Below are 22,864 nucleotides of genomic sequence, written 5' to 3'. Positions count from 1 at the left end.
GGGAGCAAAGCTTGCTCGCGATAGCGATTTTACGGCCGGCAAAGATGTTGGGTGTGATGACGTCATCGCGAGAAGGTTTTGCTCCTGCAGGCTCATCCCTCCAAGGATTCTCGGGGGCAGGTTCAAGTGTTTCGGTGCGGTGTTATCATCGCAACCAGCCGGTTTCCAAGGCGCCGCTCATTCGAGCGGCGTTTTGGTGTCTGTAAGACGCAAATACGAATAATCCTATGGGCGGCGCTGGGTCGCGCCGTTCGCTGGCAAAGGTTGAAGATGATGCGGAGCAAGGTGACGGGGGCGCGGCGCTGGGTCGTGAAGATCGGCAGCGCACTGCTGACAGCGGATGGCAAGGGCTTGGATCGTCAGGCGATGACGGTGTGGGTCGAGCAGATGGTGGCCTTGCATGAGGCTGGCGTCGAGCTGGTATTGGTCTCTTCGGGGGCTGTGGCAGCCGGTATGAGTCGTTTGGGCTGGGCGTCGCGACCCAGCGCGATGCATGAGCTGCAGGCTGCCGCCGCCATTGGCCAGATGGGCTTGGTGCAGGCTTGGGAATCAAGTTTCGCCGAGCACGGTCGCCATACGGCGCAGATCCTGCTGACCCACGACGACCTGTCCGACCGCAAGCGCTACCTCAATGCCCGCAGTACCTTGCGGGCGCTGGTGGAGCTGAAAGTCATCCCGGTGATCAACGAGAACGACACGGTGGTTACCGACGAGATCCGTTTCGGCGATAACGACACCCTGGCCGCGCTGGTGGCGAACCTGGTGGAAGCGGACCTGCTGGTGATTCTCACGGATCGCGACGGCATGTTCGACGCCGATCCGCGCAACAATCCCGATGCCAAACTGATCTACGAAGCCCGTGCCGACGATCCGGCGCTGGACGCGGTGGCGGGCAGCACTGGTGGTGCGCTGGGCCGTGGCGGCATGCAGACCAAGCTGCGCGCTGCGCGTCTGGCGGCGCGGTCCGGGGCTCACACCATCATTGTTGGTGGACGCTTGGAGCGGGTGCTGGATCGTCTGAAAGCCGGCGAGCGCATCGGCACCTTACTCTCCCCGGAGCGCGGCATGTTGGCGGCACGCAAGCAGTGGCTGGCTGGGCATCTGCAGACCCGTGGCACCTTGGTGCTGGACGCTGGCGCGGTGTCGGCTCTGTCCCAGGGCAACAAAAGCCTGTTGCCGGTCGGTGTGAAGCTGGTCCAGGGCAGTTTCCGTCGGGGCGAAATGGTGGTGTGTGTGGCCCCGGACGGTCGCGAGATCGCTCGGGGCCTGGCCAACTACAGCGCGCTGGAAGCGCAGAAAATCATCGGTCAGTCGTCTGATGCGATTGTCGGTCTGTTGGGTTACATGGCGGAGCCCGAGCTGGTTCACCGTGACAACTTGATCCTCGTCTAAGGAAAAATCATGAGTTTGGCAAAAGGGTTGATCGGCTTGCTGTTGGCAGTACCGCTGCTGGCTTCGGCCGAAGAAATTGGTCGGGTGTCGACGGTGTTCAAGTTTGTCGGGCCGAACGATCGGATCGTGGTCGAGGCGTTCGACGATCCCAAGGTGGACGGCGTGACCTGTTACCTGTCGCGGGCCAAGACCGGCGGCGTGAAAGGCGGTCTGGGCCTGGCCGAGGATCGCGCCGAGGCGTCCATCGCCTGCCGTCAGGTGGGGCCTATCAGCTTCAAGGGTGAGCTCAAGGATGGCGAAGAGGTATTCCGCGAGCGCACTTCGCTGGTGTTCAAAACCATGCAAGTGGTGCGATTCCTCGACAAGAAGCGCAATACGCTGGTGTACCTGGTCTACAGTGATCGCGTGATCGAGGGCAGCCCGCAGAACGCGGTGACGGCTATTCCGATCTTGCCTTGGCGTTAAGTCGCGAATAGCGGGCGAGCCGATCGGCTCGCTTTTTTTTTCATGGATTTGTTGTGCTTTTGGCGCGAAGGGATTCGTGTGCGTGTGTTTTTGTTGTTGTTTGCATTGGGGTGTTCGGTTTTTGTCGGGGCTTCGGCGTTGGCGGCGTTCCGGCTTCGGTGGGGTAGTCGCCAGAGGGTCCTTGGCGCGACACCTGCAAAAAAGACTTTCCAGTGGTGCGAAGGGCGCTGGTTCGCGCTGACTTATGAGTGCGTGCCGCCTCGGGGCGAGGGAAATTGTAACGGGTGTCCAGATTGGTGACCGGTTCAGTCCTTCGCCCAAGCCGGTGGTTTTCAGTTTTGGGGGGTAGTGCGGGGCGTTAGTGCAGGTGTCTGTTTTCACTGGCGCCATCGCGAGCGGGCTCGCTCCCATAAGGGGCCTGTGGTGAGCAGTGGATATACAGCGTCCGAGAACCAATGTAGGGGTGAGCCTGTGCGCTCAGTATTGGGACAAGCGGATCCATCGCTCCCGCAAGGAGGGGTATTAAACCGCAGGCAATAAAAAACCGACCCTGAGGTCGGTTTTTTAATGAGCGTGTCGCTTAGGCAGCAGCGGCAACGTTCAGGGCCTTTACGTGGCCATTCAGGCGGCTCTTATGACGAGCAGCCTTGTTCTTGTGGATGATGCCTTTATCGGCCATACGGTCGATAACTGGCACAGCCAGAACGTAAGCAGCTTGAGCTTTTTCAGCGTCTTTTGCGTCGATGGCCTTAACTACGTTCTTGATGTAGGTACGGACCATGGAACGCAGGCTGGCGTTGTGGCTGCGACGCTTCTCAGCCTGTTTTGCACGTTTTTTGGCGGAAGGTGTGTTGGCCACCGTCGAGCTCCTCGAAAGACTTTTTGGGAAATAGCAAACAAAATAGGCCGCGAATCATGCCGATGAGTTGAAGTCTTGTCAAGGGCGGGTGACGCGTTCCGCTGAATGGCAGGTGCTGCGCACCGAAGGATTTCTTTCCGGCGTGCGACCTGTAAACTCGCGGGCTTTGGCTCTGCACTGTTTAGCGGCGCGGAGTATCGCACAAGTGGGCGCGTTGTTCGCCTGCTGTTTATCGACAGGCAAAAACTCTTTTCATGAATCTGCTCAAATCGTTGGCTGCCGTCAGCTCTATCACGATGCTTTCCCGCGTCCTGGGGTTCGTTCGCGATACGTTGATTGCGCGGATATTTGGTGCCGGGATGGCCACCGACGCCTTCTTCATCGCCTTCAAATTGCCCAACCTGCTGCGGCGGATCTTCGCTGAGGGGGCGTTCTCCCAGGCCTTCGTGCCGATCCTGGCGGAATATAAAAGCCAAAAGGGCGACGAAGCGACCCGCACATTCATTGCCTACGTCACCGGTCTGCTGACGTTGGTGCTGGCGCTGGTCACGGCTGCCGGTATGCTCGCCGCGCCCTGGGTGATCTGGGCCACGGCCCCGGGTTTCACTGACACCCCGGAAAAGTTCCAGCTCACCTCGGACCTGCTGCGGGTGACCTTTCCTTATATATTGCTGATTTCCCTGTCGTCCCTGGCGGGGGCGATCCTCAATACCTGGAACCGCTTTTCCGTACCGGCCTTCGTGCCGACCTTGCTCAATGTCAGCATGATCGTGTTCGCAGTATTCCTGACGCCGTATTTCGATCCTCCGGTGATGGCCCTGGGCTGGGCAGTGCTGGTGGGCGGCCTGGCGCAATTACTCTATCAACTGCCGCACCTGAAAAAGATCGGCATGTTGGTGCTGCCACGGCTGAACCTGCGCGACAGCGGCGTGTGGCGGGTGATGAAGCAGATGTTGCCGGCGATCCTCGGGGTGTCGGTGAGCCAGATTTCCCTGATCATCAACACCATCTTTGCCTCCTTCCTGGTGGCCGGCTCGGTGTCGTGGATGTATTACGCCGACCGTTTGATGGAGTTGCCGTCCGGCGTGCTGGGTGTGGCCCTGGGTACGATCCTGCTGCCAACCCTGGCCAAGACCTACGCCAGTCAGGACCGCCAGGAATACTCGCGCATCCTCGACTGGGGCCTGCGCCTGTGTTTCGTGCTGGTCTTGCCCTGTTCCCTGGCCCTGGGAATCCTGGCTGAGCCGCTGACGGTTTCGCTGTTCCAATATGGTCAATTCAATGCGTTCGACGCCTTGATGACCCAGCGTGCGTTGATCGCATACTCGGTGGGCTTGCTCGGGATCATCGTGATCAAGGTGCTGGCGCCGGGGTTCTATGCCCAGCAGAACATTCGCACACCAGTGAAAATCGCCATTTTCACCCTGGCGATGACCCAATTGTTCAACCTGTTGCTTATCGGCCCGTTGGCCCACGCCGGCCTGGCCCTGGCGATCAGCGCCGGCGCGTGTCTCAACGCCGGGTTGCTGTTTTACCAGTTGCGCAAGCAGAAGATGTATCAACCGCAGCCGGGCTGGGGCAAGTTCGGCCTCAAGCTGCTGGTCGCCGTGGCGGTGATGTCGGCGGTTTTGCTGGGGGCGATGCATTTCATGCCGGCTTGGGGCGAAGGGCAGATGCTCGAGCGTTTCCTGCGCCTGGGGGCTCTGGTGGTTGCCGGCGTGGTGGCGTATTTCGGCATGTTGCTGCTGATGGGGTTCCGTCTGCGCGACTTCAACCGCAAGGCCTTGAGCTGAGGAGCGGCCCTCGATAATCCCGGGTCGGGCAGTGGTTTTGTCGGTTCGATCACTTTGGGGTGCGGTGTTGCCTGTCGTCGACCGCCGGGTGTGGTTATAATCGGCCACTTTATGAGCAAGAAGCGCGTTATGCAGCTGGTTCGAGGCCTCCACAACCTGCGCCCCCAACATCGGGGCTGTGTCGCCACTATTGGCAACTTTGACGGTGTTCACCGTGGTCACCAGGCTATCCTGGCGCGGCTGCGCGAGCGTGCGCTGGAATTGGGCGTGCCGAGCTGCGTGGTAATCTTCGAGCCGCAGCCGCGGGAGTTTTTCGCCCCGGAAACCGCCCCGGCCCGTCTGGCCCGGTTGCGGGACAAGCTGCAACTGCTGGCCGCCGAAGGCGTCGACCGGGTCCTGTGCCTGGCCTTCAACCAGCGCCTGAGCAAGCTCAGTGCCGCCGAATTCGTCGATACCATCCTGGTGGGCGGTCTTGATGTGAAGCATCTGGAAGTCGGCGATGATTTCCGCTTTGGCTGCGACCGCTCCGGGGATTTCGATTACCTGCAACAGGCCGGTATGACCCAGGGCTTCACTGTCGAAGCGGCGCAGACGGTCGAGATCGATGGCTTGCGTGTCAGCAGCACCCAGGTCCGCAATGCCCTGGCGGCTGGCGACTTCGAATTGGCCGAGCGCTTGCTTGGCCGGCCGTACCGGATTGCCGGGCGGATCCTGCACGGGCAGAAACTGGCGCGCCAATTGGGCACGCCGACGGCCAACGTGCAACTCAAGCGTCGTCGTGTGCCGCTGACCGGGGTGTTCCTGGTGAGTGTCGAGATCGACGGCAAGACCTGGCCCGGCGTCGCCAACATCGGCGTGCGACCCACGGTCCAGGGCGATGGTAAGGCCCACCTTGAAGTACATGTTCTGGATTTTGCCGGCGATCTGTATGACCGGCGTTTGACGGTGGTTTTCCACCATAAGCTGCGTGAAGAGCAGCGTTTTGCCTCTCTGGAGGCGCTCAAGACGGCGATCCATGCAGATATCGCCGCCGCCCGTGCCCTTGCCGCAACCAGCGCCAATCGCTAATGAAGAGCCTTAAATGACCGACTATAAAGCCACGCTAAACCTTCCGGACACCGCCTTCCCAATGAAGGCCGGCCTGCCTCAGCGCGAACCACAGATTCTGCAGCGTTGGGACAGCATTGGCCTGTACGGAAAGTTGCGCGAAATTGGCAAGGATCGTCCGAAGTTCGTCCTGCACGACGGCCCTCCGTACGCCAACGGCACTATCCACATCGGTCACGCGCTGAACAAGATTCTCAAGGACATGATCATCCGCTCCAAGACCCTGTCGGGTTTTGATGCGCCGTATGTCCCAGGCTGGGACTGCCACGGCCTGCCGATCGAGCACAAGGTCGAAGTGACTCACGGCAAGAACCTGGGCGCGGACAAGACCCGCGAACTGTGCCGTGCTTACGCCACCGAGCAGATCGAAGGGCAGAAGTCCGAATTCATCCGTCTCGGCGTGCTGGGCGACTTCGCCAACCCGTACAAAACCATGGACTTCAAGAACGAAGCCGGCGAAATCCGTGCCCTGGCGAAAATCGTCGAGGGTGGCTTCGTGTTCAAGGGCCTCAAGCCGGTGAACTGGTGCTTCGATTGCGGTTCGGCCCTGGCCGAGGCGGAAGTCGAGTACGAGAACAAGAAGTCCTCGACCATCGACGTCGCGTTCCCGATCGCTGATGAAGACAAGCTGGCCGCGGCCTTCGGCCTGGGCAAGCTGGCCAAGCCGGCGTCGATCGTCATCTGGACCACCACCCCGTGGACCATCCCGGCCAACCAGGCGCTGAACGTCCACCCGGAATTCAACTACGCCCTGGTCGACGTCGGCGACAAGCTGTTGGTGCTGGCCGAAGAGTTGGTCGAATCCTGCCTGGCGCGCTACAACCTCGAAGGATCGGTGGTTGCCACCGCGCCAGGTTCGGCGCTGGAGCTGATCAATTTCCGTCATCCGTTCTATGACCGCCTGTCGCCGGTGTACCTGGCCGACTACGTGGAACTGGGCGCGGGCACTGGCGTGGTTCACTCCGCGCCGGCCTATGGCGTCGACGACTTCGTGACTTGCAAGAAATACGGCATGGTCAACGACGACATCCTCAACCCGGTGCAGAGCAATGGCGTGTACGCACCGTCGCTGGAGTTCTTTGGCGGCCAGTTCATCTGGAAAGCCAATCCGGCCATCGTCGACAAGCTGACCGAAGTTGGCGCGCTGCTGCACACCACCGTCATTGAACACAGCTACATGCACTGCTGGCGGCACAAGACCCCGCTGATCTACCGCGCCACCGCGCAGTGGTTCATCGGCATGGACAAGCAGCCCACCAGCGGCGATACCCTGCGCCAGCGTTCGCTCAAGGCCATCGAAGAAACCCAGTTCGTGCCGGCCTGGGGCCAGGCGCGCCTGCACTCGATGATCGCCAACCGTCCGGACTGGTGCATCTCCCGCCAGCGCAATTGGGGCGTGCCGATCCCGTTCTTCCTGAACAAGGAAAGCGGCGAGTTGCACCCGCGCACCGTCGAACTGATGGAGATCGTGGCCAAGCGCGTCGAAGCCGAAGGCATCGACGCCTGGTTCAAGATGGATGCCGCCGAGTTGCTGGGTGACGAAGCGCCGCTGTACGACAAGATCAGCGACACCCTGGACGTCTGGTTCGACTCTGGCACCACCCATTGGCACGTGCTGCGCGGTTCGCACCCAATGGGCCACGAGACCGGCCCGCGTGCCGACCTGTACCTGGAAGGCTCGGACCAGCACCGCGGCTGGTTCCACTCGTCGCTGCTGACCGGTTGCGCCATCGACAACCACGCGCCGTATCGCGAGTTGCTGACCCACGGTTTCACGGTCGACGAGTCCGGCCGCAAGATGTCCAAGTCCCTGGGCAACGTGATCGCACCGCAGAAGGTCAACGACACCCTCGGCGCCGACATCATGCGCCTGTGGGTTGCGTCCACCGATTATTCCGGCGAGATGGCCGTTTCCGAGCAGATCCTGCAGCGCAGCGCGGACGCCTACCGGCGCATCCGTAACACCGCGCGCTTCCTGCTTTCCAACCTGACCGGTTTCAACCCGGCCACCGACCTGCTGCCGGCCGAAGAAATGCTTGCGCTGGACCGTTGGGCCGTGGACCGTACCCTGTTGCTGCAACGCGAGTTGCAGGAGCACTACGGCGAGTACCGTTTCTGGAACGTCTACTCCAAAATCCACAACTTCTGCGTGCAGGAGCTCGGTGGTTTCTACCTCGACATCATCAAGGACCGCCAGTACACCACTGGCGCCAACAGCAAGGCCCGTCGTTCGTGCCAGACCGCGCTGTTCCACATCAGCGAGGCGCTGGTGCGCTGGATCGCACCGATCCTGGCGTTCACCGCCGACGAGCTGTGGCAGTATCTGCCGGGCAAGCGTAACGAATCGGTGATGCTCAACACCTGGTACGAAGGCCTGACCGAACTGCCGCAAGGCTTCGAGCTGGACCGCGCGTATTGGGATCGCGTGATGGCGGTCAAGGCGGCGGTCAACAAGGAGATGGAAATCCAGCGCGCGGCCAAGGCCGTCGGTGGCAACCTGCAGGCCGAAGTGACCCTCTACGCCGAAGACGCCCTGAGTGCCGATCTGGCCAAGCTGAGCAACGAGCTGCGCTTCGTGCTGATCACCTCCACCGCCAGCGTTGCACCTTTCGTGCAGGCGCCGGCCGATGCAGTGACCACTGAAGTCAGCGGCCTGAAACTGAAGATCGTCAAGTCGAACCACACCAAGTGCGCCCGTTGCTGGCACTGCCGCGAAGACGTTGGCGTGAACCCGGAGCATCCAGAAATCTGCGGTCGTTGCGTCGACAACATCAGCGGCACCGGTGAGGTTCGTCATTATGCCTAACGCGGCGGGCCGCTTCGGGCGGCTGGGCTGGCTCTGGTTGAGTGTGCTGGTACTGGTCATCGACCAGGCCAGCAAACACTACTTCGAGAGCTCGCTGACCATGTACCAGCAGATCGTGATCATTCCCGACTACTTCAGCTGGACCTTGGCCTACAACACCGGGGCGGCATTCAGCTTCCTGGCCGACAGTTCGGGCTGGCAGCGCTGGCTCTTCGCCTTGATTGCCGTCGTGGTCAGCGCCGTGCTGGTGGTCTGGCTCAAACGTTTGGGGCGCAATGAGACCTGGCTGGCGGTGGCGCTGGCCTTGGTGCTCGGTGGCGCCTTGGGCAATCTCTATGACCGCATCGCCCTGGGCCACGTCATCGATTTCATTCTGGTGCATTGGCAGAACCGCTGGTATTTCCCGGCGTTCAACTTTGCCGACAGCGCCATCAGCGTGGGTGCCGTGATGCTCGCCCTGGACATGTTCAAGAGCAAGAAAACCGGAGAAGCCATCCATGACTGAGCAGCGTATCGCTCAAAACACTGAAGTGAAGCTTCACTTCGCCCTGCATCTGGAAAACGGTGACACCGTCGACAGCACCTTCGACAAGGCCCCGGCGGTGTTCAAGGTCGGTGATGGCAACCTGCTGCCAGGCTTCGAAGCGGCGATCTTCGGCTTCAAGGCTGGCGACAAGCGCACCGTGGTCGTACCGCCAGAAAACGCCTTTGGTCAGCCCAACCCGCAAAACGTGCAGACCATGCCACGCTCCCAGTTTCAGGACATGGAACTGTCCCAGGGCTTGCTGGTGATCTTCAACGACGCGGCCAATACCGAGCTGCCGGGTGTAGTGAAGGCTTTCGACGACGCTCAGGTGACCGTGGACTTCAACCATCCGCTGGCGGGCAAATCCTTGACCTTCGAAGTTGAAATCCTTGAGGTCAAGGCGGTTTAAGAGTTAACGGCAATTAGCGCTCCCACAATACCTGTGGGAGCGAGCCTGCTCGCGAAGGCTGAGTTACAGCCACCGTCGAGTTGACTGACCCACCGCATCGCGAGCAGGCTCGCTCCCACAGACACGAGGCACAGCATGCAAATCAAACTCGCCAACCCCCGTGGCTTCTGCGCCGGTGTGGACCGGGCGATCGAAATCGTCAACCGCGCCCTGGAAGTTTTCGGGCCGCCGATCTACGTGCGCCACGAAGTGGTCCACAACAAATTCGTCGTTGAAGACCTACGCAGCCGCGGCGCCATTTTCGTCGAGGAACTGGACCAGGTGCCGGACGACGTCATCGTGATCTTCAGCGCCCACGGAGTTTCCCAGGCGGTACGCACCGAAGCCGCCGGTCGTGGCCTGAAGGTCTTCGACGCGACGTGCCCATTGGTGACCAAGGTGCACATCGAAGTGGCGCGCTACAGCCGTGACGGTCGCGAATGCATCCTGATCGGCCATGAAGGCCATCCGGAAGTCGAAGGCACCATGGGCCAGTACGATGCCAGCAACGGCGGTGCGATCTACCTGGTCGAAGACGAGGAAGACGTGGCGGCCTTGCAGGTTCGTAACCCTGAGAGCCTGGCTTTTGTTACCCAGACGACCCTGTCCATGGACGACACCAGCCGTGTGATCGATGCCCTGCGCTCGCGCTTTCCGGCCATCGGCGGGCCGCGCAAGGATGATATCTGCTACGCCACCCAGAACCGCCAGGATGCGGTCAAGCAACTGGCTAACGAATGCGATGTGGTGTTGGTCGTCGGCAGCCCTAACAGTTCCAACTCCAACCGCTTGCGTGAGCTGGCCGAGCGCATGGCCACACCGGCCTACCTGATCGACGGTGCCGAGGACATGCAACGCAACTGGTTCGACGGGGTCGAGCGCATTGGCATCACCGCCGGCGCTTCCGCGCCGGAAGTCCTGGTGCGCGGCGTGATTCAGCAGTTGCAGGCCTGGGGCGCAACGGGTGCCGATGAACTGGCCGGTCGCGAGGAGAACATCACGTTCTCGATGCCGAAAGAGCTGCGCGTGCGCTCCTTGCTTTAAGTCCTTTCTCGCACAGCGCCTGTTCGGCTTCGACGCTTTCCAGGTGGACGCGGCCGGAGGGCGCCAGTATCACTTGATGGTGGCTGACCGGTCCGCGCTTGGCGCAGACATGCAGCCTGCCGGCCAGGAATGCGCCGCTGGGGTACAGGGCTGCTCCCTGGTTGCCGAACCACACCCTGCGTCTCATCGGCTGGTTGCCGATCACACGGGCGTTTGCGGTGCGTTCCATCAGCAAGGTTTTCTCCTTGTTGTCCAGCATGATTCGCCAGCCCTTGCCCCAGTCATTATCTATTCCTTGGATCAAAACTCGATGGTTACGCGTGATGGCTTCGCTGCGGGCAATGCGTAACCCGCTGATCAGCAATTGCGCGGTGTCCTCGCGTTCGATGGATTCGATCAGCTCTTTGTAGCTCGCGCCGGCCCACGGCAGAACAATTGCGGCGATTGCCAGTCCCATGAGCAGTTCGATCAGGCTGAAGCCCTGTTGATACATGACGTCTCCTCCCTGGAGTACGAAAACGACGAGCGCGGTAAACCGAAACAACCGCACATACGGCGGTGGTTTGTTCTAGCGTGTAGAAGCAGGTATAGCCGACGGCAACGGAGGGCATCGATGGATCTTCGTACAAAAGGTTTCACGCTGATCGAGGTGCTGGTGGCCCTTGGCGTGTTGCTGATCCTGATCACCATGGCGGTGCCGTCATTCACCGGCTCGCTGCAGAGCACCAAGGCTGATACCGAGATCGGCGACTTGCGCCGGGCGTTGAACTTTGCCCGGATGGAGGCGATCGACCGTGGTGTCACTACACGCATTCGTCCCACGGCCCAGGACAGTGTCTGGAGCGGCGAACTGACGGTGTATGACAGTACGGGAACGCAGGCCATTGTATTGCGGGTTGTTCCAGCAATGAGCAGCGGCGCGACTCTGACGCTAACCTCAGAGGTGAACAATATTGATTTCAACAACCTCGGCGGGTTGTCGGCACCGGCCACGCCGGTGAGTTTCAATTATGTACGCGGGGCGCAGAGCAGGACGCTGAGTGTTTGTCTCAATGGAAGAATCGTATTGGGTGGAAGTTGCGGATGAGGGGTTGCAGTAAGAGGGCACAGGCCGGCATGACCTTGATCGAAGTGCTGGTGGCGGTGCTGATTCTCGGCGTCGGTTTGCTGGGGGCGGCGATGATCCAGCTCAATGCGCTCAAGTACACCGACAGTTCGCGCATGACCAGCCAGGCCAGCTTCATTGCCTACGACCTGCTGGACCGCATTCGCGCCAACTCCGGTGCCGACTACACCCTCACACCGCCCAGCTCGCCGAACCTCAACGTGGCCCGGGACCAGGACCTGTACGATTTCAAGACCAATATCATTGCCTTCGGCGGCGCCACGGCCACTGGCACCATTGCGCTGAACCAGCGGGTCTATACCATCACCATTTCCTGGGACGACGACCGGGCCGCCAACACCACCAACGCGGCCGAGGCACGGCGCAGCTTCGTGCTGACCAGCCGCGTCGCTGTCGATCCGCTAGGAACGAAGCCATGAACAGGCACAGTCGTGGTTTTGGCCTGATCGAGCTGATGATCGCGCTGGTGCTCAGCCTGATCGTCGTGCTGGGTGTCGTGCAGATTTTCATTGCCGCCAAAAATACCTATGTCAGCCAGAGTGCCGCCGCGGTGATGCAGGAGGACGCGCGATTTGCCTTGAGCAAAATGGTCCAGGAGATTCGCATGGTGGGCATGTTCGGTTGCCTGGCGACCATCATCGACGCTTCAACGGATAACAGTTTCGCTGCCAGCCAGACCACTCCAATCCGCTGGGATAACACCAACCGGAGATTGACCCTGGTAACAGCGGACATCGGGAGTGGCGGCAGCGTGCCGACCTGGACCGTCGCCTCCGATTGCCGTACCTCGGCGACGGCCTACTCGAAAGCACGGGTGCCAGCGGCGGGGCAGTTGGCCTTCCCGATCCGCCGACTGGTCTACAGCTTCAACAACAACCAATTGCTGCTGGGCAGCGGCACCGGCAATCCGCCGACCCTGTCGGTGCTGGTGGACAACGTACGGGCGTTCGACGTGATGTTTGGCGTGGCCGGCAGCGCCACGGACATCGCAGCGTCGAGCTACACCGGCAACCCGGCAGACCCGGCACTGATCCGCAGCGTGCGCCTGAGCCTGACGCTCTTTGATCCGAGAAACACCGTGCGCGAGCAGACCTTCAATGTGGTTGCCGCTTTGCGCAACCGGCTTCTATGAGGGGGCGATCGATGAGTCTCAAGCATCGCCAGCGGGGCATGGCACTGCTGGTCAGCCTGGTTTTCCTGTTGTTGCTGACGCTGATTGGCCTGTCGTCGATGCAGAGCGCCACGCTTCAGGAAAAAATGACCAGCAGCGTCATGCAACGCAACCAGTCCTTCCAGATCGCCGAGGCTGCGTTGAGGGTGGGTGAGAGTGCGGTGCAGGTCGAGACCTATTCCTTGCCCGTCTGTACCACCACGATCCAATGTGCGCCGCCGCCCGAGTCGGCGACCGTTAAGGCGGCAGGGCATTATTCATCCTCGGGGGTGACCTGGGTTGCCGCTGCCGGCGGGTTTTATGGTGTGCAGAACATCGGCACTACGCTTGCGGCGGTCAACGTCCCGGTCAATACCTCAGCGACGCTGTACCGGATCACGGCGGTGGCGGTGGTGGGCAATAACCAGCGCAGCGTGGTGGAGAGCATCTATGCGAAATACTAAGGTGCTTCGCGGCAGGTGGCAGGCGTTGTGGGGGGCGTTGCTGGGCCTTTACCTGGCGGCCCCGGTCTATGCGTTCACGCCTTCGGATTCGCCCTTGTTGAGTGCGGCCGCCGTTACGCCCAACGTGATGCTGCTGATCGATGATTCGGGGAGCATGAACAACATTATCTGGGCGGCGGGGTTTGATCCGAATGTGTCCCGGCCGACTGTTTATACATGCGAGTCGAATAATCACTGCAACAGCATTGCCAGACTGGATATGGACGATGGCAATGTTTTGCTGGCGAGCCTGTCCCGAGGCGGTTGTTCCAAGGCGGGCAACTGGTATGGCTTTTATCGAAGCGATCTTGGAGATGTCTGCCTGAGACTCCCCGACCCGGTGGGTAACGGGAATACGCGTTACACAGCCAAATACCTGTCTTATTTGCTGACCTTGTCCAATGGGTCGAACCGGGACTTCACCAGCGGCTCAATACCTGATGACTACCGAATCAACGTGGCACAGAGCGTGTCCAACGATCTGGTCGCCAATAACCGCGCCCTACGCATCGGCCTCGCCACCTTCAACCCACCCAGCTTCAGCAACTCCGGCCCTGGGGGCTACATTGCCCGTGCCATCAGCGACCTGTCGCCGGTCAGCGGCAGCGTGACCCAGGCCCAGGCCAACAGCAACTACAGTGCCCTGATCAATGCGATCAACGGTTTGGGTGCCGTGGCGAATACGCCGCTGGCCGAGAGCTATTACGAAGTCACCCGCTACTTCAGGGGCATGGCGCCTTACTTCAACGGCACGCCGAGCACCTACACCAGCCCGATCCAGTACCGTTGCCAGAAAAATTTCGGCGTGGTGATCACTGACGGTCTACCCACCTTTGATCGGACGTTCCCCACCAACGACCCGCTGGGCTTGGCTCGGCTGCCGAATTGGGATGGCATCAACAACGATGGCGCCGATCTCAATGGTGATGGCGAGGGTGACACGCTTTACCTGGATGACATCGCCAAGTTTGCCTTCGACATCGATATGCGTTCCACCGGCACCGACGCCACCGGCCAGAGCTGGAATGCCACGGATTTTCCCCGGCAGTACCTCAATACCTACACCGTGGGGTTTACCGCCAGCAACCCGATGTTGTCCGACGCCGCTCGCTATGGCGCAGGCAAGTATTACCAAGCGAGCGACAGCGAAGGCCTGAACTCAGCATTGGCCTCCGCCCTGAGCGATATCACTTCCAAGGCCGGTTCCGGGGGCGCTGGTACGACCAACGCCGCCACGTTGTCCAGTACCTCCAGTTACTACCAGACCACCTATAACCCCAAGGACTGGCGCGGTACGCTCCGGGCGTTCGGCTTCACCGCGACAGGTACGGTCAACAGGGCCGCGGTGCAGTGGACCACCGACACCGCCATCGTGCCCGGCGCCACGGCACCGATTTACCAATCCTGGAACACGGCGACCAACGTGCCCGTGACCCTGGCCTACAGCAACTTTTCGACGGCTCAGCAAACCAGCCTCAGCCAGAGCCTACCGACGGGGGTCACCGGTAACGACCTAGTGGAGTGGAGCAAGGGCGTCAACAAAACCGGTTTGAAGGTGCGCAGTGTCTTGCTGGGGGACATCATCAATTCGCCGCTGGTACTGGCATCACCCAATGAACAGACCGCTGCGGATTTGCTCAACGACACCAGCTACAGCACGTACCTGACGACCAAGGCGGCGAACATGAACACCAGCCTGGTGGTGAACGCCAACGACGGTTTTTTCAGCGTCATCAACAGTGCAAACGGTACGCGGCGCTATGCTTATATGCCGTCGAGCGTGCTGCCATCGTTGCAGAGCATTGCCGACACTACCTACGTCAATGGTGTGAGCCACAAGTTTTTAGTGGACGGACAGATCGGCGTATTCGATACGCAATCGGGGAGTGCCTGGAAGACGGTGGCCTTGGGTGGCACCGGTGCCGGGGGCAAGACATTCTTCGCGGTCCAGCTGTTCGATGCGACGGCGGGCAATGTGTTGCGGGCATTGTGGGAAATCAGCGCGCCAGCCGTTGCCAACACGACCAACGCCTTCAATGACCTGGGTTACGCCTACGCCCGCCCCGAAGTCGCCCGCCTGGCGGATGGGCGCTGGGCGGCGTTCATCTCCAACGGCTACGGCAGCAACAGCGGTGTCGCGGCATTGTACGTGGTGGATATCCGTGACGGCTCGTTGATCAGGAAAATTGTTGTTAACAGCAACGAGACCGGTAATGGCTTGTCGTCGGTCAAGCTGCGGGTCAACTCCCAGAATGTGGTGCAGGCGGCATACGGTGGCGACCTGAAAGGGCGGATGTGGAAGTTCGACCTCAGCGGCACCTCTCCGACCACCTGGGGCGTGGCATTTTCCGGCCAGCCGTTGTTCACCGCCCCCGGGGGCTCGACCCAGCCGATCACCGTTCAACCGCTGCTGGCGGACAACCCGCAGGGCGGTACCCAGGTGTTTTTCGGCACCGGCAAGTTCAACGAAACGGCTGATAAACTCAACAAGGACCTGCAAGGGTTCTACTCGATATGGGACGCCACCGGCGGTGCCGGGCAAATCACCGTGTCGAGCCTGCAGGCCCAGTCGATCACGGGTGTGTTCTCAGGCAACACGGGGCAGTTCGTGACCACCAGCCAGACCGACGTGGCTTATCCGACGAAAAAGGGTTGGTACCTGCCGTTGGTGTACAACAATGCGCTGACCGGGGAGCGGGTAATCAACCCGGCCAACCTGGTGCTAGGGCGCGTGGTCTTTACCACGGCCGCCGTGGACACCACCGACCCGTGCGCCAGCTTCGGTACCGGCAAACTGATCGAATTGGATGCGTTCAACGGTAAGATGCTCAACTATGCGGTGCTCGATACCAACGGTGATGGCACACTCAACAGCTCCGACACGATTTCCAGCGGGGTGGTGTTCACGGGTGGTATCCCGACCTTGAGCGCTGTGGTCAGCGCCAGCGGGGCCACCAACATGATCGTCAACGACTCCAGCGGCAATATCACCGAGCTGCTGGAAAAATCCGTGGGCGGCAGTCGTCGCATCATGTGGCGGCAAATACAATGAAGAGGCAAGGCATGCGCAGATCCAACCGGGGTTTCACCTTGATCGAAATCATGATCGTGATTGCGATCATCGGTATCGTGATCACCATTGGCTATCCGAGCCTGACCGAATACATGAAGAAGGGCCGGCGCACCGAAATTGCCGGGCTGTTATCAGAGCAGGCGCAGATTCTCGAGCGCTACTACTCGAAGAACAACCGCTACACCGAAGCGACTGGCCTGAGCCGCGGCAACGATTTCTACACCATTAACCTGGTACCAACGGACCAGAGCTTCATTCTGACGGCTGTGCGCAAGAGCGGCTCGTCCATGGCGACGGACAAATGCGGTGACTTCAAGATCACCAATACCGGGGTACGAAGCATCGAAAATGCTGCCGCCGGGGTGACCCCCAAGGATTGTTGGGGCCGCTGAGTTTCTTTTATCCGGGCGCGTTTTTGCGCTCTTTGTTTTAGTGAGTCGAATCAGAACATGACCAGGCAACAGCAAGTGGTGATTGTCGGCGGCGGAGTCATCGGCCTGCTGACGGCGTTCAATCTGGCGTCCGAAGGGCAGCGTGTGCTGCTGCTGGACCGTTCCAGTGTCGGTCAGGAATCGTCCTGGGCCGGCGGCGGTATCGTGTCGCCGTTGTACCCCTGGCGCTACAGCCCGGCGGTCACGGCGCTGGCCCATTGGTCGCAGGATTTTTATCCACAGCTGGGCGAGCGCTTGTTCGCCACTACCGGGATCGATCCGCAAGTGCATGTCACCGGTCTGTATTGGCTGGACCTGGACGATCAGGACGAAGCGCTGGCCTGGGCCGAGCGGCAAGGGCGCCCGATGCGGGCTGTGGATATTACGGCTGTCCACGACGCCGTGCCGGTGCTGGGCGCGGGTTTTTCCCGGGCGATCTACATGGCCGACGTGGCCAACGTGCGCAATCCCCGGTTGGTGAAGTCCCTCAAGGCTGCCTTGCTGGCGCTGCCGAACGTCACGCTTCATGAGCAGTGCGAAGTCAGTGGGTTCATTCGCGACGGTGGGCGTGTAGTGGGCGTGCACAGTTCTGCTGGCGAAATTCGTGGCGATGAGGTGGTGCTGGCCGCCGGTGCCTGGAGTGGCGAGTTGCTCAAGACCTTGGGCTTGAAGTTGCCGGTTGAGCCGGTCAAGGGCCAGATGATTCTGTACAAGTGCGCGTCGGATTTTCTGTCGAGCATGGTCCTGGCCAAGGGGCGTTATGCGATTCCGCGTCGTGATGGGCATATTCTGGTTGGCAGTACGCTGGAGCGTGAAGGCTTTGATAAGACCCCGACGGATACGGCGCTGGAGAGCCTGAAGGCTTCGGCACAGCAGTTGATTCCAGCGTTGGGCGGTGCCGAGGTGGTCGGGCATTGGGCTGGGTTGCGGCCTGGGTCGCCTGAAGGCATTCCTTATATCGGCGAGGTGCCGGGGGTTGCGGGGCTGTGGTTGAATTGCGGGCATTATCGCAATGGGCTGGTGTTGGCGCCGGCGTCGTGTCAGTTGTTTACGGATTTGATGTTGGGGCGTGAGCCGGTGATTGATCCTGCGCCGTATGCGCCGGCGGGGCGGTTGTAAGGTTCGGTTTTTCCTGTGGGAGCGAGTTTGCTTGCGATGGCGGTGTGTTGATCGAGTACATATCCCTTGCTGCGGTAACGGCTGCCTAGGGTTCCGCCCTTACGGCGGCTCACTTTTGGAAGAGCGCCAAAAGTAAGCAAAAGCGCTTTGCCCCACCACTCGGTGCCTCGCCTAGGCTCGGCATGCCCTCACTCCGGCATTGCTCCGTGGGCCGCCGCGAAGGGCCATCCATGGCCCAGCGCGGCTATCCCGGCATCCATGCCGGGATGCCCACGGATCAATGCCTGCGTTCGGCCATCGTGGTTAACGGGGCGCCCGAGATCAACGTCCGCCCCGAGGCGGCCTAGTAGCCGACCTGGCTCTCCCGGTCGTACACCCGTCAAATCTGTTTGAGCAGGACCTGTGGGAGCAAAGCTTGCTCGCGAGGCGGCCTGACAGCCGGCCTGGTTCTCCCGGTCGTACTCCGATCCCATTGTGGGAGCGAGCCTGCTCGCGAAGACGGCGGTACATCCAAGGCTGATGCAAGCTGATCCACTGCTATCGCGAGCAAGCTCGCTCCCACAGGGATTTGCAGTGGCCAAAAATCTGTAGATCGTCGCCGACCCAGTGTGGGAGCGAGCTCGCTCGCGAAGACGGCGGCACAGGCGATGAATATGTTGAATGCTCCGGCCCCTTCGCGAGCAAGCCCGCTCCCACAGGAGAAACGCGATCACCCTAAATCAGGTCGGCTGTTAGGCCGCCTCGCGGTGGACGTTGATCTCGGGCGCCCCGTTAACCACGCTGGCCGAACGCAGGCATTGTGGAGTGGGCATCCCGGCATGGATGCCGGGATAGCCGCGCTGGGCCATGGATGGCCCTTCGCGGCGGCCCACGGAGCAATGCCGGAGTGAGGGCACACCGAGCCTAGGCGAGGTGCCAAGTGGTGGGGCAAAAGCGCTTTGGTTACTTTCGCGCTTTTCGAAAGTGACCCGCCGTCAGGGCGGAACCCTAAGTAGCCGTTACCGCAGAAACGGATATACACACCGCCCTCACAGCCGACCAAGCTTTGTGGGAATGGTCGGACAAGATTCTGATTCGAGCCGAATTTTCCGACGAGTTCTGGCGGTTGCCGGGTGGGAAGAACTCTGGCTAACCTTTTCCCGTCGCTGCCAATTCAGCGTCCGGGCGTCGCGGCCCGTTAACTTGGTGCATAATTCCAGCCGACGACGGTGCTTCGGTATTTGTTGTTGTGTCATGGTTGGCTGTGCGTGGGATACCTTCGGGTATGCCGAAGCTCCAAGTTCGGTCCGCGAACCTGCGTACAGCTGCCACCTCCAATCGCGTCGCGGCGATCGGTGACAGCTCCAAAAACTTGGAGATGCACAATGATTAAAGATACACCCAACCCCCCAGAAACAGGTTCCTCGTCAACCCACGTCGATCCTGATCACCAAAAGCTCGATGAAGCCGCCAAACGCGCCCTCGACTATTACCTCGGCCCAAAGCCCGAAACCAAAAAGAAACCCGCCTCAAACCAGTTATTCACTGTCGTGGCCGGCATCGACACCGAATGCCTCCTCACCAACCTCAGCGAAACCCTGGCCTCCGCCAACGCAACAATCAGCGATCTGGCTTTCGAGCTTGACGGTTCGAGACGGCATATTGCCTTGGGGGTACTGCAGTTGATTGAGCTGAGTGAATTACTGGCCAATCGTGTTCTGGACGAGCAGGCGCCTGCGGACGGAAGATAGTCGCGGCGGCAAACATGAAACCCGTGGCAAGGGAGCAAGCTCCCTCGCCACAGGGGTAAGCGTGAGCTTCAAAACCGTGGCTCAATCCAGCCCAAGCTTCTTCAACCGATACCGCATCGACCGAAACGACAACTTCAACCGTTGCGCCGCCGCCGTGCGGTTCCAGCGGGTTTCCTCCAATGCCTGGAGGATGAGCTTACGCTCGACGTCTTCCAGGTAATCCTCCAGATTGTCGACCTTCATCAAATCGGGAGTGCCCGCCTCGCTGGCGCTATTGCCCTCCGCCAGGCGCAGGTCATCCGCTTCGATCTGCTGCTGTTCGCAAAGGGTGTAGGCCCGTTCGAGCATGTTCTCCAGTTCCCGCACGTTGCCCGGGAAGCGGTAACTCCTGAGAGCGTCCAACGCCTGGGGATGCAACTTGGCCGGTGGACTACCGGTGTTGGCTGCCAGGCGCTGAAGCATGTGGTTGGCCAGCAGCTCGATGTCTTCACGGCGTTCACGCAACGGCGGGACGCGCAGTTCGATGACGTTCAGCCGGTAATACAAATCCTGGCGAAAGCGCCCGGCGGCGACTTCGGCGTCTAGGTCTTTGTGGGTCGCACAGAGTATGCGTACATCCACCACTTCTTCCTGTTGGCCGCCAACGGCGCGCACGGCCTTTTCCTGGATGGCTCGCAGCAGCTTGACCTGCATCGCCAAGGGTAGGTCGGCCACTTCATCGAGGAACAAGGTCCCGCCATGGGCGGCCTGGAACAGCCCCGGCTTGTCTTCGATGGCGCCGCTGAAACTGCCTTTTCGATGGCCGAAAAACTCGCTTTCCATCAGCTCCGTGGGAATCGCCCCACAGTTGACCGGTACAAAGCCCAGGTTGGCACGAGGGCCTTGTTCGTGGATCAGCCGGGCGACCAGTTCCTTGCCGCAGCCCGATTCCCCGCTGATGTACACCGGAGCCTGGCTGCGGGCGAGTTTTTCGATCTGCTTGCGCACGCTGAGCATGGGGGGCGAGTTGCCCAGCAGGCTGCGCTCGAGGGTGGTGCCCGGCGTGGTAACCGGCGGCAGGCGCAGGGCACTGGTGACCAGCTCCCGCAGCCGACCCAGGTCGACCGGTTTGGTCAGGAAGTCGAAGGCGCCAGCCTTGAGGGCGTCGATGGCGGTTTCCAGGCTGCCATAGGCGGTGATCATCGCCACGGGCAGTTGGGGGTAACGTTGCTGGATGTGCTGCACCAGTTCCAGGCCGGTGCCATCGGGCAGGCGCATGTCGGTCAGGCAGAGGTCGAAGGCATCCCCCGCCAGTAGGGCTTGGGCCTCGGCAAGGTTCTTGGCGCTGCGGGTGTCGAGTTTCATCCGGCCCAGGGTGATGTCCAGGAGTTCGCGGATGTCCGGTTCGTCATCGACGATCAGGATTCGTTGCCGTGAGCGATTGTTCAAATCTGTTTCCGTCCGTGAGCAAAGGTGATGCGAAAGCAGCCGCCGCCTTGGCGTGGTTTGAAGTCTAGGCGGGCCTGGTTGCTTTCGCACAGCTCACGGGACAGATAGAGCCCAAGGCCGGTGCCCTGGCTGCTGGTGGTAAAGAAGGGTTCGAACAAATGCGCCTGCTGCTCGGGTGTTACACCGGGGCCGTTGTCGATGATGTCCAATGTGGACAGCTGGCTGTGGGGGTCGATGAACAGTTTCAGCCAGGCCTGGGCCTGTTCGTGGGCCATTGCGCTGTGGCGCCAGGCGTTGCGCAGCAGGTTATCAACTACCTGGGTCAACTGGTCGGGGTCCATCAGCGTGGTGTAGTCGCCCGGGTCGATGCTCAGGTGCAAGTGCTGGTGCTCGGCCATGCTTTCGCGGGCCTGCCGGACGAATGGGTCGAGCCAGGTCCGCAGGTCGAGGCGTTGAGGGGTGGTTTGCTGGCGGCGAGACAGCTGCAGGACGTTTTCAATGACGCGATTCATTCGTTGGGAGTGATCTTGAATAATCTGCGTCAGACGCCGATCCGCGTCGTTCAGTTCCTCGGATTCGCGCAGTAATTGCGCTGCGTGGCTGATGGCGCCCAAGGGGTTGCGGATTTCATGGGCAATGCCAGCAGTGAGGCGCCCGAGGGAGGCGAGTTTCAGTTGCTGGGCCTGCTGGGCAACCTGGGCCAGGTCCTCAAGGAATACCAGGAACTGCTGCTGGTCGTAATGCCCCAAGGCGATGAAGCTCGGTTGCAGGGTCAGGCCTGTGCCGGTCACGGTCAGGCTGGGGGGGCGCAGGCTGGGGTTGTTCAGCCACAATTGCAGGCGTTCGACCAGGGCGGTGCAATAGTCATCGATCCGCTGGCCGACCAGGTCGTGCATGCCCAGCAGGTTCAAGGCGCTTTCGTTGGCTAATTGCACGCGCCGCTCGCGGTCGAGCACCAGGATGCCGGTGCGCATGCGTTGCAGGATCAGTGCGTTGAGCGCTTCGAGGCCGATCACCTCGCTGGCCCGTTGCTCGGCCAGGGTTTCACTGGCTTCCAGTCGCCGGGTCAGGCCCTGTACCAGCAGGGCGGCGGCAAAGCACAATGCCCCCAGGGTGCCGGCTTGCAGATAACTGCTGGGACGGTTTGAGTCGCTCAGGCCAAGGAAAAAAGTCGACCCGACGATACCGATCGTGGCGACAGCGGCGATCAACAGGCCGACCCGGCTTCGCAACAGCGTATTGCCGATGGCCACCGAGACAATGAGCAGGTTGCCGATGGCACTGGGCACACCGCCCGCGGCGAAGAACAGCCACGAGAGCAGCAGCACGTCGGTGACTGCCAGGCCGAACAGCCGGGCAGGGCGGCGGGTGTTCTCAAGGAACACCACCAGCAGGATATTCAGCACCAGATACAACCAACTGCCACTGCGCAGCAGGTCGTCATTGGCGAACTCCAGCAGGCGGTTGTCCAGTTTGCTGGAAATCAGCAGCACCAGGGTGATGCCGATGCTCAGGCGATACAGGTGATAGAGGCGCAGCAGGCGCTGTGCCTGTTTTTCGCGCGGGTTTGAGGCCTCAGCGCTCACGACTGCCTGGGCCTTGCTCGAGGTGAGCCTGGCTGCAATACCACTGTTGTTCGAGGGCCAGCGCCCGGTCACGGGGCAGGTGTACGCCGCAATGGGCGCAACGGACCATGGGCGGTGCGTCCTGTTCCTGGGGTGGACGGGACGCGCGGGCGCTGGTCTTCTTCACCCCGCGAAAGATCCAGATAGCTGAGGCGACGACGGCGAACAAGATCAATAAACGAAGCATGATGGGCGGCTTTTTGACTAGAGATCAGGCAGTTTAGCCAAGGACAGGAACG

General features: G+C 60.9%; 23 protein-coding genes. 17 read left to right on the top strand and 6 right to left on the bottom strand.

Going from position 1 to position 22,864, the window contains the following annotated elements:
- The first annotated feature begins 273 nt into the window (after positions 1-273).
- Positions 274-1,392 (top strand): glutamate 5-kinase, encoded by a 1,119-nt coding sequence (gene proB, locus AACY42_RS19440; RefSeq protein WP_339481724.1) that lies wholly within the window; start codon positions 274-276, stop codon positions 1,390-1,392.
- Positions 1,393-1,401: 9 nt separating this feature from the next.
- Complete coding sequence (locus tag AACY42_RS19435; RefSeq protein WP_339481687.1) at positions 1,402-1,857, top strand: CreA family protein; 456 nt, start codon at positions 1,402-1,404, stop codon at positions 1,855-1,857.
- A gap of 580 nt (positions 1,858-2,437) precedes the next feature.
- Here the strand turns inward: AACY42_RS19435 and rpsT are convergent.
- Complete coding sequence (gene rpsT, locus AACY42_RS19430) at positions 2,438-2,716, bottom strand: 30S ribosomal protein S20 (RefSeq protein WP_003185593.1); 279 nt, start codon at positions 2,714-2,716, stop codon at positions 2,438-2,440.
- 254 nt (positions 2,717-2,970) lie between these two features.
- On the opposite strand from rpsT, the gene murJ reads away from it, so the two are divergent.
- The 6 genes from murJ (at position 2,971) to ispH (ending at position 10,440) form a co-directional block, all read left to right on the top strand.
- Complete coding sequence (murJ, locus tag AACY42_RS19425) at positions 2,971-4,509, top strand: murein biosynthesis integral membrane protein MurJ (RefSeq protein WP_339481685.1); 1,539 nt, start codon at positions 2,971-2,973, stop codon at positions 4,507-4,509.
- A gap of 129 nt (positions 4,510-4,638) precedes the next feature.
- Complete coding sequence (gene ribF, locus AACY42_RS19420) at positions 4,639-5,577, top strand: bifunctional riboflavin kinase/FAD synthetase (RefSeq protein ID WP_339481683.1); 939 nt, start codon at positions 4,639-4,641, stop codon at positions 5,575-5,577.
- Between the two features lie 13 nt (positions 5,578-5,590).
- Entirely contained in the window at positions 5,591-8,422 is a 2,832-nt protein-coding gene (gene ileS, locus AACY42_RS19415) for an isoleucine--tRNA ligase (RefSeq protein ID WP_339481681.1), read from the top strand.
- The gene (gene lspA, locus AACY42_RS19410; RefSeq protein WP_339481680.1) at positions 8,415-8,927 is read left to right on the top strand and encodes a signal peptidase II; all 513 of its coding nucleotides are present in this window, start codon (positions 8,415-8,417) and stop codon (positions 8,925-8,927) included. The genes ileS and lspA overlap by 8 nt, the downstream gene beginning before the upstream one ends.
- Positions 8,920-9,357 (top strand): FKBP-type peptidyl-prolyl cis-trans isomerase, encoded by a 438-nt coding sequence (fkpB, locus tag AACY42_RS19405; protein WP_339481679.1) that lies wholly within the window; start codon positions 8,920-8,922, stop codon positions 9,355-9,357. The genes lspA and fkpB overlap by 8 nt, the downstream gene beginning before the upstream one ends.
- A gap of 135 nt (positions 9,358-9,492) precedes the next feature.
- Positions 9,493-10,440, top strand: coding sequence for a 4-hydroxy-3-methylbut-2-enyl diphosphate reductase (gene ispH / locus AACY42_RS19400; protein WP_339481678.1), 948 nt, complete (start codon positions 9,493-9,495; stop codon positions 10,438-10,440).
- Here ispH and AACY42_RS19395 read toward each other — a convergent pair.
- Positions 10,394-10,933: a GspH/FimT family pseudopilin gene (locus AACY42_RS19395; RefSeq protein ID WP_339481677.1), complete on the bottom strand. Its 540-nt coding sequence runs from the start codon at positions 10,931-10,933 to the stop codon at positions 10,394-10,396. The two genes, ispH and AACY42_RS19395, sit on opposite strands and share 47 nt — an antisense overlap.
- A gap of 120 nt (positions 10,934-11,053) precedes the next feature.
- On the opposite strand from AACY42_RS19395, the gene AACY42_RS19390 reads away from it, so the two are divergent.
- From AACY42_RS19390 to AACY42_RS19355, 8 genes are all read left to right on the top strand, one after another.
- Positions 11,054-11,527 carry a GspH/FimT family pseudopilin gene (locus tag AACY42_RS19390; RefSeq protein ID WP_339481675.1) on the top strand — a complete coding sequence of 158 codons (474 nt, stop codon included), beginning with the start codon at positions 11,054-11,056 and terminating at the stop codon, positions 11,525-11,527.
- Positions 11,524-11,985 (top strand): type IV pilus modification protein PilV, encoded by a 462-nt coding sequence (gene pilV / locus AACY42_RS19385; protein WP_339481673.1) that lies wholly within the window; start codon positions 11,524-11,526, stop codon positions 11,983-11,985. Before AACY42_RS19390 ends, pilV begins: the two co-directional genes overlap by 4 nt.
- The gene (locus AACY42_RS19380; RefSeq protein WP_339481671.1) at positions 11,982-12,698 is read left to right on the top strand and encodes a PilW family protein; all 717 of its coding nucleotides are present in this window, start codon (positions 11,982-11,984) and stop codon (positions 12,696-12,698) included. The genes pilV and AACY42_RS19380 overlap by 4 nt, the downstream gene beginning before the upstream one ends.
- An 11-nt stretch (positions 12,699-12,709) precedes the next feature.
- Positions 12,710-13,180 (top strand): pilus assembly PilX family protein, encoded by a 471-nt coding sequence (locus AACY42_RS19375; RefSeq protein ID WP_339481669.1) that lies wholly within the window; start codon positions 12,710-12,712, stop codon positions 13,178-13,180.
- On the top strand, positions 13,167-16,271 hold the full coding sequence (locus AACY42_RS19370; RefSeq protein ID WP_339481667.1) for a pilus assembly protein: 3,105 nt from the start codon (positions 13,167-13,169) through the stop codon (positions 16,269-16,271). The genes AACY42_RS19375 and AACY42_RS19370 overlap by 14 nt, the downstream gene beginning before the upstream one ends.
- An 11-nt stretch (positions 16,272-16,282) precedes the next feature.
- The gene (locus tag AACY42_RS19365) at positions 16,283-16,684 is read left to right on the top strand and encodes a type IV pilin protein (protein ID WP_339481666.1); all 402 of its coding nucleotides are present in this window, start codon (positions 16,283-16,285) and stop codon (positions 16,682-16,684) included.
- 57 nt (positions 16,685-16,741) lie between these two features.
- Positions 16,742-17,842 (top strand): glycine oxidase ThiO, encoded by a 1,101-nt coding sequence (gene thiO / locus AACY42_RS19360; protein ID WP_339481665.1) that lies wholly within the window; start codon positions 16,742-16,744, stop codon positions 17,840-17,842.
- 182 nt (positions 17,843-18,024) lie between these two features.
- On the top strand, positions 18,025-18,189 hold the full coding sequence (locus AACY42_RS19355; RefSeq protein WP_185047044.1) for a hypothetical protein: 165 nt from the start codon (positions 18,025-18,027) through the stop codon (positions 18,187-18,189).
- Between the two features lie 384 nt (positions 18,190-18,573).
- Here AACY42_RS19355 and AACY42_RS19350 read toward each other — a convergent pair whose 3' ends face one another.
- Complete coding sequence (locus tag AACY42_RS19350; RefSeq protein WP_339481728.1) at positions 18,574-18,738, bottom strand: hypothetical protein; 165 nt, start codon at positions 18,736-18,738, stop codon at positions 18,574-18,576.
- 468 nt (positions 18,739-19,206) lie between these two features.
- On the opposite strand from AACY42_RS19350, the gene AACY42_RS19345 reads away from it, so the two are divergent.
- Entirely contained in the window at positions 19,207-19,572 is a 366-nt protein-coding gene (locus AACY42_RS19345) for a DUF6124 family protein (protein ID WP_039014157.1), read from the top strand.
- An 81-nt stretch (positions 19,573-19,653) separates the two neighbouring features.
- Here AACY42_RS19345 and AACY42_RS19340 read toward each other — a convergent pair whose 3' ends face one another.
- From AACY42_RS19340 to AACY42_RS19330, 3 genes are read right to left on the bottom strand one after another with little or no spacing between them, the layout of a single operon-like run.
- Complete coding sequence (locus AACY42_RS19340) at positions 19,654-21,000, bottom strand: sigma-54-dependent transcriptional regulator (protein WP_339481664.1); 1,347 nt, start codon at positions 20,998-21,000, stop codon at positions 19,654-19,656.
- The gene (locus tag AACY42_RS19335; RefSeq protein ID WP_339481662.1) at positions 20,997-22,586 is read right to left on the bottom strand and encodes a two-component system sensor histidine kinase NtrB; all 1,590 of its coding nucleotides are present in this window, start codon (positions 22,584-22,586) and stop codon (positions 20,997-20,999) included. The genes AACY42_RS19340 and AACY42_RS19335 overlap by 4 nt, the downstream gene beginning before the upstream one ends.
- The gene (locus AACY42_RS19330; RefSeq protein WP_339481661.1) at positions 22,576-22,812 is read right to left on the bottom strand and encodes a PP0621 family protein; all 237 of its coding nucleotides are present in this window, start codon (positions 22,810-22,812) and stop codon (positions 22,576-22,578) included. The genes AACY42_RS19335 and AACY42_RS19330 overlap by 11 nt, the downstream gene beginning before the upstream one ends.
- Positions 22,813-22,864: the final 52 nt, after the last annotated feature.

The organism is Pseudomonas sp. RL_5y_Pfl2_73 (assembly GCF_963970515.1).
Classification (GTDB): Bacteria; Pseudomonadota; Gammaproteobacteria; order Pseudomonadales; family Pseudomonadaceae; genus Aquipseudomonas.
Note: the sequence above shows the minus strand (reverse complement) of the source record. Positions and strands in the feature narration are given on the sequence as shown.